Below are 13678 nucleotides of genomic sequence, written 5' to 3' on the forward strand. Positions count from 1 at the left end.
ACTTCAAGTATTTCAGCCTTTTTATGAGGTCGCTCGATTGGTCATAGCGCATGGATGCCGAATGGATCGGAGAAACCCTTGATCATGATTCCACCAAATGTCTCCAACACATTGCCCCCACCGTCAGATCGAAGATTTCTTGATCAATCAATTAAAGGCTTCCGGTTTTGTGCGTCTCTGTCCCAAGGTAAGCAGCAAGGTTTACGGTCGATCCGATACAAGTATACGTCGCCCAATTATCCGTACCGGCATAGCCCGCGACGACTTCGCCAGTCGCTATTCCGATGCTGATTTTCAGGTCACTTTTCCCTTCTGAGCGCCGTGCGTGTACTTACATCTCAATCGTGTTATGCATTTCATACCCTTCCTACACTGAGCTTTGCGCAGAGTTCGGCGGCGGCTGCGGAACTCCAAAAAGAGCCATCAAACCGTCGCCCGGCATCAGACTGACAATTCCGCCATTGCTGGTATGCGAAATCAACACTTACAAACGAAACAACCTCAGGCGTCATAGAACAAACTTGCAATCGCATGGTCCGGCGTAGTCACCTAGGGCATACGGTTGGAGGAAGCCTATGGCGCAATGGAAGTTCGTGATTGGGTTTTGTTGCGCGCTGTTTCTTGTCGCTTGCGCTCCAAAATCCCGTACATATGAAAAGACAGCATCGGCTGCGCTGCCGGCGAATTCGGGCACGGCTCTGGGCCAGGCGGCCGATCGCCTAGGGGACCCCAAAGACGGTCGGTCAGGCATCAAGCTGATCAGTGATGGAGAAGAAGCGCTTGTTTCACGGCTGCTGTTGGCGGCTGCTGCCGAGCGAACGATAGACGCGCAATACTACCTTCTGCACAACGACCCAACAGGTCACCTTTTTGCAGCCAGTCTTTTGCAGGCAGCAGATCGGGGTGTTCGTGTCCGATTGTTGCTGGATGACATGGACACGTCCAGCTATGACGCGATGACGGCCGCGTTGGACAATCACAAAAATATTGAGATCAGGCTATTCAATCCATTTTGGCGAGATCAGAGCCTTTTGATTGCGGGTATCACAGATTTCAAACACATCAATCGAAGAATGCACAACAAGTCCATGACGGCAGACAATGTGTTCACGATTGTGGGTGGAAGGAACATCGGTGCCGAGTATTTTCTGGCCCGGGAAGAAATGAACTACGCTGATCTGGATGTGCTGGCCGCAGGCCCCGTTGTGCGCGAGGTGTCGCGTAGCTTTGACTCTTACTGGAACAGCGAGTTCGCCGTTCCGGCGCGTGCGGTCGTTGGGGAACCCGAAGAATTTGACCTTAGCGATGCGCGAGGCAGGTTGAAGGAACTGGTCGAAGAAGCGAAGCAAACGCAGTACGGCGCCGCCCTCAGAAAGTCAGCACAAGAGAATTTTGCAGATGGAGCCCTGTCACTGGATTGGCTGCCTGCGAAACTATATGCTGATCCGCCTTCAAAAGCGGCGGGTCTGGATAGTTCAGACCCCGTTCTGGCATCTCAATTGCTTCCGTATTTTGAGAATGCCCGCAGTGAGGTGAATATCGTGTCCGCCTATTTTGTGCCGCGCAACAACGGTGTGAAATGGTTGACCGAACTCGAGAAGCGCGGGGTCGACGTAAAGGTCGTAACCAATTCACTTGCATCTAACGACGTCGCACCCGTTTACGCACACTACGCTAAAAAACGCCGAGCACTTTTGCGCGGTGGAGTAGAACTCTACGAACTGCGACCCGACGCTTATCAAGTTCAACGCCGCGGGATTAACTGGGCTCAATCGCGATCAGGCCTACACTCCAAGGCATTTGCGGTTGATGACCGATACTTGTTCGTAGGGTCGTTCAACTGGGACCCCCGGTCTGTCAACATCAACACCGAGATGGGAATTCTGATTGACTCGCCAGCATTGACTGCACAGACGATGGGTGCCCTGGACGACGTGCTGCCCGCATACACATATCATGTCACACTCGAGCAAGCTGGCCAGCTTAAATGGACGACAAGAGATGATGATGGCAACGTCCTTGAATATGAATCCGAGCCGACAGGATCAGCCTGGGATCACATAGTTTCCGGTTTCCTAAGTATTTTGCCAATTGGGTCGCAGCTTTAGGTCTTTTTGACAAATAATCTGATGGCGTGTCGCCCTTTTTTGGGGGGCGCGGCTACACCGAAAGGGGGACGCCCGGACGTATTTTGGGCCATCGCCCGGGCGACCTTCAGTAAAACCCAATCTCGCTGACATCCACACTGGCCGCGTGATCGCGCCCATAGGCTACAACTCCAACCGAGGTGATTTCGTCAGCGACGGGAATAGCGCGCAACATGGCACCTGAAGCCTTGAAGGCTGACAAAGGCAAAGAGACTTCGGTCCAGTCTTCTGAAGTTGGAAACTCGGCCTGATAGTATTGCCAAGGAAGCACGGTGCCACGTGTCCTGAGGTGAACAAAATATTGCTCGCCGTTACCCCGAACCAACAGCCTTACGCCCGATACGCCCGCATCGGGCCGATCAGGCAACTTGTGTCGGAACTGGATGAAGCCGCCGTTGTTTTTTGTACTGACGGTTCCGGTCAGACGCGCGAATGCGACATCACCTTCCGAACGAAACTGCACTTGCCCTGAAGAGACGCCTCCCATGACTGTGTCCGCAACATAGTCCCAACGCATCTCCGGAGACTTGGAAAAGTCCTCAGCAAGGTTTTCATCAGCCTGTGCCATTGTAGATCCGAGCATAACAAGCCCCGAAAAAAGCCCAAAGAAGTTGGCACGCATGTTGTTCCTTCTCAGTTCAGTATCGCAATAGAAAGATTAAGCGCCGTGGCAAATGCGACCCATGCACAATACGGCAGGAAGGCCAGCGCGGAGACTGGATCCGAGTTCCTCACCCGAGCGATGAACACGAAGATGACAGCCAGCAACGCAACAATGACCACAAAGGCAACCCACGGCATTTGCAGTACGAAAAAGGTTGGGGACCACAAAAAGTTCAGCCCCATCTGCGCCCACCACAACTTCATGGCGGCCGAGCTCCGGTCTGCTTCGAACTGGCGCCAGCCCGCCATCGCGATCAATACATAAAGCGCCGTCCAAACCGGGCCAAAAATCCAATTTGGTGGATTGAAAGCAGGTTTAGAAAGTTGCGCATACCAATCACCGGGTGCGGTTAGTATCCCGATCAGGATGCCGCCTCCGAGCATGAGCGCAAGAAATGCTATGCGGATCAACCAGTTCGACATTGCCGGGCAGCTCTCAGCAATCCTTGGTCATCACGTTGACGAACGCTTCGGAAGAGAAGGTCGCAGTATTGGTCTCATCCGAGGCAGTATATGACACCATGGCGCCCTCGATCTCCGACCCAGAAACAGTGATTTCGCGTTGCCCAATGGTGTCATCTACATCGATGGTAAAAGCGAGTTGTTCCCCTGCCGCGAGGGAGGCGATCTCAAGTTCAATTGTATTTTGCCCGTCCACGACCGACGGAAGCTGACGCAGTGCGTCAGCACCTTCAACGAATTCGAGAGGTTGAAAAACCTCCACGCCAGCGCCTTTTTCGGTAACGTCGAAAATCAAGCGTCCGGCAGATTGCGACAAGTCAATTTTGACGGTCGAGGCTACGACGTCGCACGTTCCGACATTTGTCAGAACAAAACGATCCTTTGGTGCGCCCTCTACGAAGCGAATTTGAACACCAGCTTGAAGCGATGTGGCTGCGAAAAACCCAAGGGTCGCAGCGATAATGCCGGGTGGAAGCATTCTTTTCTCCTTGTTAAGAGGTACTTGATAAATACGCCTCGGCGGGTGTCTTGGATCAGATTAATGCCTTTTGCCTATCGTGGTTCAGCCAATAATTGCTTTCGAAGTTGCGGCTACAATCGCGCCTCGGAGATCAAGTGCGGCCTCGATGAAATGCAGGTGGCCAATAACTTCGACTGCCACGGGTGGATCGTCGGAATCGCTCCCAAAGTCCCTGATAAGAAGCTCCGCACGCAATTCACCGGGAACATTGACGGGCAACACTGACGCGCAGTGCTTTGTTCCGACCTCGCCTGACTTTGTCAAAACACTGACGTCACCCGCTGCATGGCTTCCAGATTTTCCTCGGTTGAAAAAATATAGGCATCCTGTCTTTGCCCCTAGAACCCCAGAAAAGGAGACTTGCGACCCGAGGTAACGCCTCGGGCCCGTGGAAAGCAGAAAACAACTCGGCATCTTGTCCTCCGGCTGTACTCGGCAATCCGGGTTCCGGGGCTGCATCGTCAAGTTCTGGACCTGAGACGTCCTGCGCGCATACAGCCGTGCCCGATAATACAAACGCAGTGGCAGGTGCGGGTCATGTGATCGCTTGAACCAATTTCCCAATCTGTTTCAGCAATCAGGTGTTTCTCCTTATTTGGTCCTTGGCGCTGCGGGTTTTCGAGCGGTTACGAGTTGGAATTTAAGAATCACACGCAAGCAAGTTTGGTCGAACTTGCCGCTATACGGTCGCCAACAACGCATCGGAAAGCTCGTATTCTGACAGGGCACCCGGTGCACCTATTGCAACAAGCCTTGTTTCGCGTTTTCGGTGGCCCCATACCCCATCCCTTGCGATGTCCATACGTTTTCCAACGACCTGAACGAGAATGCGATGATCCGGGTCCTCCTCGCTAAAAACAAAACCCTTGAGGCGATAGACATCGCCCGGAAGCTTCCGAATTGCGTTCCGGAGAGAAGATAGGCTTATCGGGCGTTCAGCTTTCATCATGGTTGTTGAGAAACTGTCCGAGTGATCAGAGTGGCGGCAACCACAATCTGGTCCATGTTCGTGATGATCGGGTATCGTTGTTTCGAGCTGTTCGGCGGCAAAGCGACCAACGGAAAGGAGTATATCCAGTGGGACGTCGGCATTGACAGCTTCGACCAGGCGATATCGACGGAAGCGAGACCCAAGCCAATCGTGCACCTTCTGAACAGCTGCCCTGTCGACGAGATCGACCTTGTTTAAAATAACCATGTCCGAGAACGCGATTTGACGGAGCTTCAGTTCCATTTGTTCCGGCGCAGCAAATAGCTGTTCCGCATCGACAAGACACATTAGGCTGTCCAAGCGGATCATGTCCCGAAACTTCTGATCGGTAAATGTCATCGCGATTGACGACGGGTCCGACACACCACTTGCCTCAAGGACGATGTATTCCGGCTTCTCAGGCCGGGCAAGTACGGCTTCCACCGTTTCGATCAGGTCATCTCGTATCGAGCAACAAACGCAACCATTAGCCAGGCTCATCACATCATCTTCGAGGCCGACTACAAGATCGGCATCGACATTGATGGATCCAAAGTCATTTACCAGAACCGCAACCCGCAACCCGTGATTGCCTGTCAGGATGCGGTTCAAAAGTGTTGTCTTACCGGCTCCTAGAAAGCCGGTAAGGATCGTCACGGGGATCGCAGAAGTCGAACCAAATTCAATCATCGTTCGATCTCCTCTCAGTCTTCATCACGCGTGCCGATTACATCCGAAACTTTGATGGTAAAGTCCTGCGGCCAGTCCCCGCCGGGTGCTCGGAAAACGTCAGTTGGGTAGTACTCGCGTGGATCAATCTCCATATCTCTGTACTTCTGGTCTTGCTGATCTGCTCGGGTGAGCCTCGGGTTCGGTAGTGTGATTTCATCCGGAAGCTCAATACGTCCGGCCTCGGCTGCCGCAGCCAGTTCCCGGAATGGCGGAACGGTACCGGATTTTCCGGGCAGTGCAGCTTTCCTGTACCAAATTGCATCCTTGGTCACGTTCACAACGGCTACATCGAGACCCCATTGGAACAGACCGTCGTAATGAGCGCGAATACCAGCCAGCATTTCAGCGTCGATGTCTTCGTCCTGGGTATAGTGTGTCACCATTCCCAAACGCGGCCTTGTGTCAGCAAAGAGCTTACCCACGGCATAGTGGGAGGTGTGATGCGTATCGATGGTGTAGTTAAAGAGATCCTGTGGGATACCATATTTGTAGGTCATCAGCTGACCAATATCCTGTCCCGACATTTCGGTTACAAAGACATCAACACCTTCGCCGTATTTACGTGAAAGCTCATCCGGGCGACCATCGCCGGTCCATACAAAGCTCAGCCCGTTCCAATCGAGCCGATAGCCAACCGCACCGTCCTTGGCGTGGCTTCGTGGCCAGGACCGAACAGTCACGCCATCTTCGTCATAAACGATGCCGCCTTCCTGACGGAAATCGAATTCGTTGACTTCGATCTCGTAGCCGTCCCCAATCGGGAACACATCAAAGGCCTCCAGATGCCATTTGAGCATCTGTTGCATGCCTTTGACCATTCCGGCTGTCCCAAGTTCCGGTGTCCGACCAGAGGGACCGTGAATGCGCAATGGCGTGTAGCCACCCGACCAGGCACGGAACGGGTAAATATACGGAATGTCGGCATAGTGGTCGACATGCAGGTGAGAGATGAAGATGTCGTTGATCAGTTGCCCCGGTACTTGCATGGCAATGATGTTGCGGACACAACCGGATCCAAAATCGAAGAAGAACCGTTTTCCATTCCCCAACTCCACCATGATACAAGTACCCGCCTGATCTTCGCGCGGTGGATACGGTGTTGAACCACAGAATGAGATGCGCATCTCATCTGGCCCCAACTCCTCACTCAGTGGAAAATAGTTCGCGTTTGAACCGGTCATGTACTTCGTCGGGCGGAAGTACTCTGGCAATGATATGCCGCCTGCGGGTCGACCGCCATATGGGTTCTTGAGTGTTTCTCCCAGGGGGCCGTCTCCTTCGTGGGCCTCGGCACTTCCTGCCGCAAACCCAGCTGCCCCTGTCGCAGCCGCTCCAGTGGCCAAACCCTTTAGAACACTCCGCCGCGACGGGTCTTCGATTTGCTCTGTTGGTTGCCCCTGTTTGTTGTCCAGGTCTTTCCCAGTGTCTTCCTTAGTCATGGACCAGTCCTCAGTTAGAAGTGTTGCGAAGGCTTCGCTTCACCATCCGGCGAAGCTCGTTGATCAGCTCAGATTTGATGTGGGTCCATTCCGCGCGCTCTGGGGCTGGTATCGATGTGTCATTCAACAGTGCCGATACTTTCTTCAGGTCTTCGATTGCCTCGCTGAGCAACGCATCCGTTTCGTTAAACCCTGAAAGCGCATCGGAAAGCTCTGGAAGCTCGTCACTCAGTTCCCAAGTCACTGGATTATCCATGGTTCCCACTATCTATTCTCAGATCAAGATGAGTGCGGTTGACGAAGCAGGCCAAGTGAGTCACCGTGAGTTGGGGGTGAGTTTGCTTTGAACCAAGCTAATGAATTGCCGATAGATCAAGATATTGCACCGCCATCGCCGGAGCTTGTCCGACAGGCACTTCAGAGCGTTGTTTCAAGCGTCGCGTTCCAGGCTTCGCCGCGACTCCAGCAATTTATTACTTACGTGGTCGAAGAAACTCTCGCTGGTCGCGGCGCCCAAATCCGTGGCAAAGCAATCGCAGTCGAAGTTTACGGTCGAAGTATTGATGGCACCGGTGGCCGAAATCTCGTTCGCGTTGAAGCCAGACGGCTGCGTCGACTGCTTCATGAGTTTTACGAAGATCAATGGAACGGCAAAGGGGTTCGCATTTTTGTTGATCCGGGTGGATACAAGCCACGGTTTTCGCAAAAAAATACGACAGCATACGACACTTCAGAGGTACCGAGTAGCGATGTGCTAGCAGAACATCCGCGTTTGCGAAAGTTGCTGCCGCTTGGACTGGGTTGTCTTGTATTGATTGCTGGACTTGGCTTTTGGCTGGCTCAAGATAGCAATGTGGTTTTGCCCCCAACCCAATCCCTAGGACAGGCTGAAAGAGCAGCGCTTGGTGAGCAGTCCTTGACGAGACTTCAGGCGGCTAACCTTGCGGATCAAGCCAGAGGAATGTTTTTTCCTGTTTTCGATGTCAAACGACAGCAAATAGCATTGGGAATGTTCCAACATGCCACAGAGTTGGACTCGGCACTTTCCGATGGCTACGCCGGATCGGCACAAGTTCTGGCGACTTTGGCTATTTTGTCCCCGGACACAGCGCAAAGAGATGACCTCATCAGCAAGGCTTCGGAGATGTCGGGAAGGGCGCTTGATCTGTCTCCGACAGATGCCTGGGCAAACGGCGCAAATGGTTGGGTATTGGCTGCCCAAAATAATCCAGTCGAGGCTAAAAAATATGCAAGAATGTCCGTCGAACTTGCTCCGAATGATGGTCATATCCTGGATCTTGTCGGCATCACAGCCATCCTGGCTAACGCACCGGAACTTGCTGCCGAGGTTAGCAATCCCGAAAGACTAAGGTCAGGATCGGGCCGCTTTGGCGCACGTAATATTTGGGGTGTATCGCAGCTTATGCTCGGGAATTACGAAAAGGTTGTCGAAGCATTTCAAGGCGCGCCCGCTGCCGGTGCGCCCGTGAGTGCTCCGTCGCTCCTATTTCAGGCCGTTGCGCAGGATCAGCTGGGACATTCGAAAGAAGCACAACGACTGGTCACTGAAATGCGCAAAACGTGGCCTGAGTTTCCATCGGAGTTTCTCGCCGGCAGGATCTTCCACAATGATGACACAACGCGGCAAGCGATACTTGATACTCTGGCTAGATACTGATCAAACACGTCGTATCGCAGCCGATGCAAAGTGTTCGAGTTTCAGTATTTGACTTCACATTCAAAGTTACAATGCGACGTTGAACTCGAATGATTGGTCTTGGTCCGAGGGCTTTACAGCGTTGAAAGCCATTGAAGATTGCAAGAATTGACGGATCCGGACGGCTCTGCACAGCCCGCTTTCTGCGCATCGGAGACATTTGCGAAAGTCCAAGCAAGAAAGGCCGTATAGAACCCAAGGTTCCTAAGGAGGACCTTTGCGGGATTCAGCAACGCTAGGGGCCGTAACCGCAAAGACTACGCCAAAAGACTGAATTGTTTTGCACGATTTACTTGCGACACTGCTCGGCTCGAGAAACGCGTTCAATTGATTGTAGTCACCGCACATCTTCCTCAACTAAAACCGGGCGCCTCTCAATCAAGGATGCATCCTGATTGGATACATTCAACCCTGATCATATGGCAGCAGTTCATTTGCAGGCTGGTGATAGGCCCTCGCCTTAAGAATAGAGATCTCCGTAGTTGCTGGGTGAGCGCGTCCAAGCCGGCGCGCTCACTTTGCTTGGCATAGCCCGTCGCTAAGGGGTTACGAGCGATGTATCACTCTGCGGCGACCGCTTCCTCTTCCAGTGCCGGATAATCGGTATACCCTTTTTCATTGCCGCCGTAGAGAGTGGTTGGATCGAGCTCATTCAGTTCGGCGTCTTTCTCCAGCCGGTTGACAAGATCCGGGTTGGAAATAAACGGCCGACCAAAGGCCACCAGGTCGACGGCGCCGGTCTCAACTGCTTCAATCGCCATGTCTCGGTCATAAGCGTTGTTGCCCATTTTCACTCCGTCAAACAATTCATAGAGCGCCTTTAGGTCACCACCTTCAGGAATATCGCGCGGGCCGCCGGTCTGCCCTTCTACGAGATGGAGATAGGCCAACCCATAGCTATTCAACAATTTGATCGCATGCGAGAATGTCGCCTGTGGATCGCTGTCGAAAATGTTGTTAGCGTCCGAGAACGGGCTGAGGCGGACACCGACGCGGTCGGCGCCCCACACGTCGACAACAGCGTCCATCACCTTTTTCAAGAATCGCGCTCTATTCTCAACAGGACCACCGTATTCGTCTTCACGCTTGTTCGACCCGTCGCGCAGGAACTGATCGATAAGGTATCCGTTGGCTGCATGGACCTCTACACCGTCGAAACCAGCCTCTTTGGCGTTTTCCGCGGCCCTCCGGTAGTCCGCAACAATGTCAGCAATTTCTTCGATGGCCAGAGCTCGCGGTTCGGAAGTTTCAACAAACTGCTCACCATCAAACGTCTTGGCCTTAGCGCCAATTGCGGATGGCGCGACAGGGGCTTCACCACCCTCCTGCAAGCTGTAATGCGAAATCCGTCCGACATGCCAAAGCTGGATCACGATCTTCCCGTCTTTGGCATGGACGGCCTCAGTCACTTTTTTCCAGCCGTCGATTTGTGCTTTGGAATAAATGCCGGGCGTCCAGGCATAGCCTTTGCCTTGGGGCGAGATTTGCGATGCTTCCGTGATGATCAGACCAGCAGCTGCCCTCTGCGCGTAGTACTCGGCCTGCAATTCATGGACACTGTCATCCTCAGCTCTTGCCCGGTTACGGGTCAGTGGCGCCATGACAATGCGGTTCTTCAGCTCGATTGCACCAGCTTTGATGCCCGAGAACAGTTTTTCATCAGCCATTGCTGCTTCCTTCTTTGGTAGACTTCGTTCAGATATTATTGGACCAACTAGTCCAATATTGCGCTCACTGTCTCTTGTTTGAGTTTGTGTTAGGTTTCATTTCGTTATGGTGGCGGGAGACCTTATGGCGAAATCACCAACCGGGCTTGTTTCAGGGTTTGCGATATCTGCTCAGCGGGAACGCCCGCCTTACGCAAGGCTAGCGTGCCAATGGCAAGGGAGGCATAGGCGCGCGCCCTGTCGAGCGCCAGACCCGGATCTGAAGGCTCAAGTGCTTCCGCAATAATTTTGTCAATGCTCTCCAAATGTTGGCGCCCGAGATCGGCCACTTCATCATCATGCGGGGCAAGCTCGGTAAGGCAGTTGATCAGCATGCAGCCGTCACGACCTCCTTGCGGATTCGCCAAGGCTTCCATTATCGCGCCGACGGGGTCATGTCCGCCCGCGTCCGCAACGTCGCGCAAAGCTTTCAAACCACGTCTTGAATAGTGGCTGAGGGCTTTGCGAAACAAAGCCTGCTTGTTTCCGAAGGTTCCATAGAAGCTGGAACGGCTCAAACCCATGGCCTTGGTCAGATCGTCCACCGACGCGGCCTCGTAGCCCTTGTGCCAAAATACGCACAAGGCTTTTTCCAAAGCATCGGCTTCGTCAAAGGCACGAGGCCTACCCGGGCCTGCGGGCGACTTGATGTCGGCAATTGGAAGGATTTCTTTGTTCATGGCATAGATGTGGAATGATCAGTCCAGAATTTCAAGGGACCAGTCAGATAAAGCTGTTCATCCGACTTCATTCGCAGGTCTGTTCGGCAAAGGAACTTGCTACACCATGATCAGAAATCCAGATTCTCAACACTCAAGGCGTTTTTCTGGATGAACTCCCGACGAGGTTCCACGACGTCACCCATCAACTTGGTGAACAGATCATCCGCCTCGACCATGTCATCCACGCGCACTTGCAGTAGTGTCCGCGCATCCGGATCCAGTGTCGTTTCCCACAGCTGGTCAGGGTTCATCTCACCCAGGCCTTTATAGCGCTGCAAGGACAAGCCCTTTTCACCCTCTTCCAGAATGGCGCGCAACAAGTCCAGCGGACCGTGGATCATCTGGCTGCGATCACGACGGTTCAAAGTGGCCGGAGAGTTGTAGATCTCTTGCAGGCTTTGCGTAAAGCTACCGGTCTTGCGCGCCTCGCCCGAGCGCAGCATCGGGCCATCCAGCGTGCGAACCTCTTCAACACCGCGCAGGATACGGGCCAGCCGGATGCCGTGATCCTGTGTGATCCGACCCTGCCAACCGCGTTCGTATTCCAACGCGATCAGATCCAGCCGTGCGGCGACTTTGTCAGCCACACCTTGCAGATCGGCGTCCACCGCACCCGGCACGAAAGCCCCAGCCACGGCGGCCTGTTCCAGAATATGACGCGGGTAATGCGTTGGAAACGCGTCCAGCACACGTTTCAACTGGCGCGCTTCGTCCACCACGCGGGTCAGATCCTGACCGACGATCTCTTCGCCCGAGCCCAGTTTCAGAACCGCGCCTTCGACGCCCTGATTGATCAGATAGTCATCCAGAGCGGCCTGGTCCTTCAGGTAAACCTCTGACTTTCCGCGGGAAACCTTGTACAGCGGCGGTTGCGCGATATAGAGGTACCCGCCCTCGATCAGCTCAGGCATCTGCCGATAGAAGAAGGTCAGCAACAGGGTCCGGATATGCGCGCCGTCCACATCCGCATCGGTCATGATGACGATCTTGTGGTAGCGCAGCTTTTCGATGTTGAATTCATCGCGGCCAATGCCAGTGCCCAGCGCCATGACGAGGTTGCCAATTTCCTGAGACGATAGCATCCGGTCGAACCGGGCGCGTTCGACGTTCAGGATTTTCCCCCGCAAGGGCAGAACCGCCTGCGTCAGACGATCCCGGCCGGTCTGGGCGGAACCACCAGCCGAGTCACCCTCGACCAGGAAGACTTCGGTTTTCGACGGATCTTTCTCGGAACAATCCTTCAGCTTGCCCGCCAGATAGTTCACATCCATCGCCGTCTTGCGCCGGGTCAGCTCGCGCGCCTTCCGCGCAGCTTCCCGGGCCAACGCAGCCTCGATGATCTTGCCGACGATATTCTTGGCCTCGTTGGGGTTTTCTTCGAACCACTCGGCCAGTTTTTCATTCATCAGACCTTCGACAGCCGGACGGACCTCGGAGGAAACCAGCTTGTCCTTGGTCTGGGACGAGAATTTCGGGTCGGGCACTTTCACCGACAATACGCAGGTCAAACCTTCGCGCGCATCGTCACCGGTGAAGCTGACCTTTTCCTTTTTCGCGATCCCGCTGGACTGCGCATAGTTGTTGATCGTCCGGGTCAAAGCCCCCCGGAACCCAGCCACATGGGTCCCGCCGTCGCGTTGCGGGATGTTGTTGGTGAATGGCAGCACCGTTTCGTGGTAGCTGTCATTCCACCACATGGCGATCTCGACACCGATATCGTCGCGCTCGCCCTTGATATAGATCGGCTCGGGCATGGCCGGCGTTTTGGATCGGTCGAGGTACTTGACGAATTCCTTTACGCCGCCCTCGTAGAACAGCTCGGTCTCCAGCCGCTCGGCAGGGCGTTCGTCGATCAGGATGATCCGCACGCCCGAGTTCAGGAAGGCCAGTTCGCGCAGCCGTTTTTCCAACGTCTCGAACGAGTATTCGAGGTTCGAGAACGTGTCGGTCGACGCCAGAAACCGCACTTCGGTTCCCGTACGATCGCCGCATTCGCCGACTACCTTCAGATGCTCTGCCGTTTCACCGCCCTCAAATCGCGCCACGTGCTCTTTGCCCGCGCGCCAGATGCGCAGCTCCAGCCAATCCGACAGGGCGTTTACCACCGAAACACCCACGCCATGCAGGCCGCCCGACACTTTGTACGAGTTGCTGTCGAACTTGCCGCCCGCGTGCAGCTGGGTCATGATGACCTCTGCCGCTGAAACGCCTTCTTCCGGGTGGATATCTACCGGAATTCCGCGGCCGTTATCGCTGACCGAAACGCTGGAATCCGCGTGAATTTTCACGGTCACATGGTCGGCGTGACCCGCCAACGCTTCGTCAATTCCGTTGTCCACAACCTCATACACCATGTGGTGCAGGCCCGATCCATCATCCGTGTCCCCGATATACATCCCAGGGCGTTTGCGAACGGCCTCTAAGCCCTTGAGAACTTTTATGGAATCTGCGCCGTATTCTTGAGGAGCCTGTGCGTCTTCGGACATTCAGTCAGTACCTATATTATTTTGGTACCTTATACGTTTTCTGGTGGGGATTGTCACGCGATCCCCCAATATTTTGTGTGTACTCGGGTCGTTTTCTGCCCATCCGAATCCACC

12 protein-coding genes are annotated in these 13678 nt (G+C 54.2%); 2 read left to right on the forward strand and 10 right to left on the reverse strand.

Features of this window, described 5'->3' with window-relative positions; all coding sequences use genetic code 11:
* Nucleotides 1-151: 151 nt before the first annotated feature.
* The gene (locus tag GOW04_RS22310) at nt 152-298 is read right to left on the reverse strand and encodes an adenylate/guanylate cyclase domain-containing protein (protein ID WP_171233704.1); all 147 of its coding nucleotides are present in this window, start codon (nt 296-298) and stop codon (nt 152-154) included.
* Nucleotides 299-797: 499 nt separating this feature from the next.
* On the opposite strand from GOW04_RS22310, the gene GOW04_RS18860 reads away from it, so the two are divergent.
* Complete coding sequence (locus GOW04_RS18860) at nt 798-2108, forward strand: phospholipase D family protein (protein ID WP_254430207.1); 1311 nt, start codon at nt 798-800, stop codon at nt 2106-2108.
* 106 nt (nt 2109-2214) lie between these two features.
* Here the strand turns inward: GOW04_RS18860 and GOW04_RS18865 are convergent, their stop codons facing one another.
* The 6 genes from GOW04_RS18865 to GOW04_RS18890 form a co-directional block, all read right to left on the reverse strand.
* Nucleotides 2215-2730, reverse strand: a complete 516-nt coding sequence (locus GOW04_RS18865) for a CIA30 family protein (protein ID WP_254430208.1) — start codon at nt 2728-2730, stop codon at nt 2215-2217.
* A 50-nt stretch (nt 2731-2780) separates the two neighbouring features.
* Nucleotides 2781-3233, reverse strand: a complete 453-nt coding sequence (locus GOW04_RS18870; RefSeq protein ID WP_171171727.1) for a TspO/MBR family protein — start codon at nt 3231-3233, stop codon at nt 2781-2783.
* A 13-nt stretch (nt 3234-3246) separates the two neighbouring features.
* Nucleotides 3247-3750 (reverse strand): aggregation factor core, encoded by a 504-nt coding sequence (locus tag GOW04_RS18875; protein WP_171233623.1) that lies wholly within the window; start codon nt 3748-3750, stop codon nt 3247-3249.
* 721 nt (nt 3751-4471) lie between these two features.
* Nucleotides 4472-5452 carry a GTP-binding protein gene (locus GOW04_RS18880; protein ID WP_171233624.1) on the reverse strand — a complete coding sequence of 327 codons (981 nt, stop codon included), beginning with the start codon at nt 5450-5452 and terminating at the stop codon, nt 4472-4474.
* A gap of 14 nt (nt 5453-5466) precedes the next feature.
* On the reverse strand, nt 5467-6933 hold the full coding sequence (gntH, locus tag GOW04_RS18885) for a guanitoxin biosynthesis MBL fold metallo-hydrolase GntH (RefSeq protein WP_216600366.1): 1467 nt from the start codon (nt 6931-6933) through the stop codon (nt 5467-5469).
* A gap of 10 nt (nt 6934-6943) precedes the next feature.
* Nucleotides 6944-7177 carry a hypothetical protein gene (locus GOW04_RS18890; protein ID WP_217356955.1) on the reverse strand — a complete coding sequence of 78 codons (234 nt, stop codon included), beginning with the start codon at nt 7175-7177 and terminating at the stop codon, nt 6944-6946.
* Between the two features lie 99 nt (nt 7178-7276).
* On the opposite strand from GOW04_RS18890, the gene GOW04_RS18895 reads away from it, so the two are divergent.
* Nucleotides 7277-8611 carry a hypothetical protein gene (locus tag GOW04_RS18895; RefSeq protein WP_171233626.1) on the forward strand — a complete coding sequence of 445 codons (1335 nt, stop codon included), beginning with the start codon at nt 7277-7279 and terminating at the stop codon, nt 8609-8611.
* Nucleotides 8612-9210: 599 nt separating this feature from the next.
* Here the strand turns inward: GOW04_RS18895 and GOW04_RS18900 are convergent.
* From GOW04_RS18900 to gyrB, 3 genes are all read right to left on the reverse strand, one after another.
* A complete protein-coding gene (locus GOW04_RS18900; protein WP_171233627.1) occupies nt 9211-10317 on the reverse strand; it encodes an alkene reductase in 1107 nt (368 codons plus the stop codon).
* Nucleotides 10318-10439: 122 nt separating this feature from the next.
* Nucleotides 10440-11036, reverse strand: coding sequence for a TetR/AcrR family transcriptional regulator (locus tag GOW04_RS18905; RefSeq protein ID WP_171233628.1), 597 nt, complete (start codon nt 11034-11036; stop codon nt 10440-10442).
* A 110-nt stretch (nt 11037-11146) separates the two neighbouring features.
* Nucleotides 11147-13564 (reverse strand): DNA topoisomerase (ATP-hydrolyzing) subunit B, encoded by a 2418-nt coding sequence (gyrB, locus tag GOW04_RS18910; protein ID WP_171233629.1) that lies wholly within the window; start codon nt 13562-13564, stop codon nt 11147-11149.
* Nucleotides 13565-13678 lie beyond the last annotated feature (114 nt).

This window comes from Ruegeria sp. HKCCA4812 (assembly GCF_013034245.1).
Taxonomy (GTDB): Bacteria; Pseudomonadota; Alphaproteobacteria; order Rhodobacterales; family Rhodobacteraceae; genus Ruegeria.

What these genes read in the sequence shown, in the direction of transcription:
- GOW04_RS18905 (WP_171233628.1), bottom strand. Translation starts at nt 11,036, where the DNA reads ATGAACAAAGAAATCCTTCCAATTGCCGACATCAAGTCGCCCGCAGGC.
- GOW04_RS18880 (WP_171233624.1), bottom strand. Translation starts at nt 5,452, where the DNA reads ATGATTGAATTTGGTTCGACTTCTGCGATCCCCGTGACGATCCTTACC.
- GOW04_RS18900 (WP_171233627.1), bottom strand. Translation starts at nt 10,317, where the DNA reads ATGGCTGATGAAAAACTGTTCTCGGGCATCAAAGCTGGTGCAATCGAG.
- GOW04_RS18875 (WP_171233623.1), bottom strand. Translation starts at nt 3,750, where the DNA reads ATGCTTCCACCCGGCATTATCGCTGCGACCCTTGGGTTTTTCGCAGCC.
- GOW04_RS18870 (WP_171171727.1), bottom strand. Translation starts at nt 3,233, where the DNA reads ATGTCGAACTGGTTGATCCGCATAGCATTTCTTGCGCTCATGCTCGGA.
- gntH (WP_216600366.1), bottom strand. Translation starts at nt 6,933, where the DNA reads ATGACTAAGGAAGACACTGGGAAAGACCTGGACAACAAACAGGGGCAA.
- GOW04_RS18865 (WP_254430208.1), bottom strand. Translation starts at nt 2,730, where the DNA reads ATGCTCGGATCTACAATGGCACAGGCTGATGAAAACCTTGCTGAGGAC.
- gyrB (WP_171233629.1), bottom strand. Translation starts at nt 13,564, where the DNA reads ATGTCCGAAGACGCACAGGCTCCTCAAGAATACGGCGCAGATTCCATA.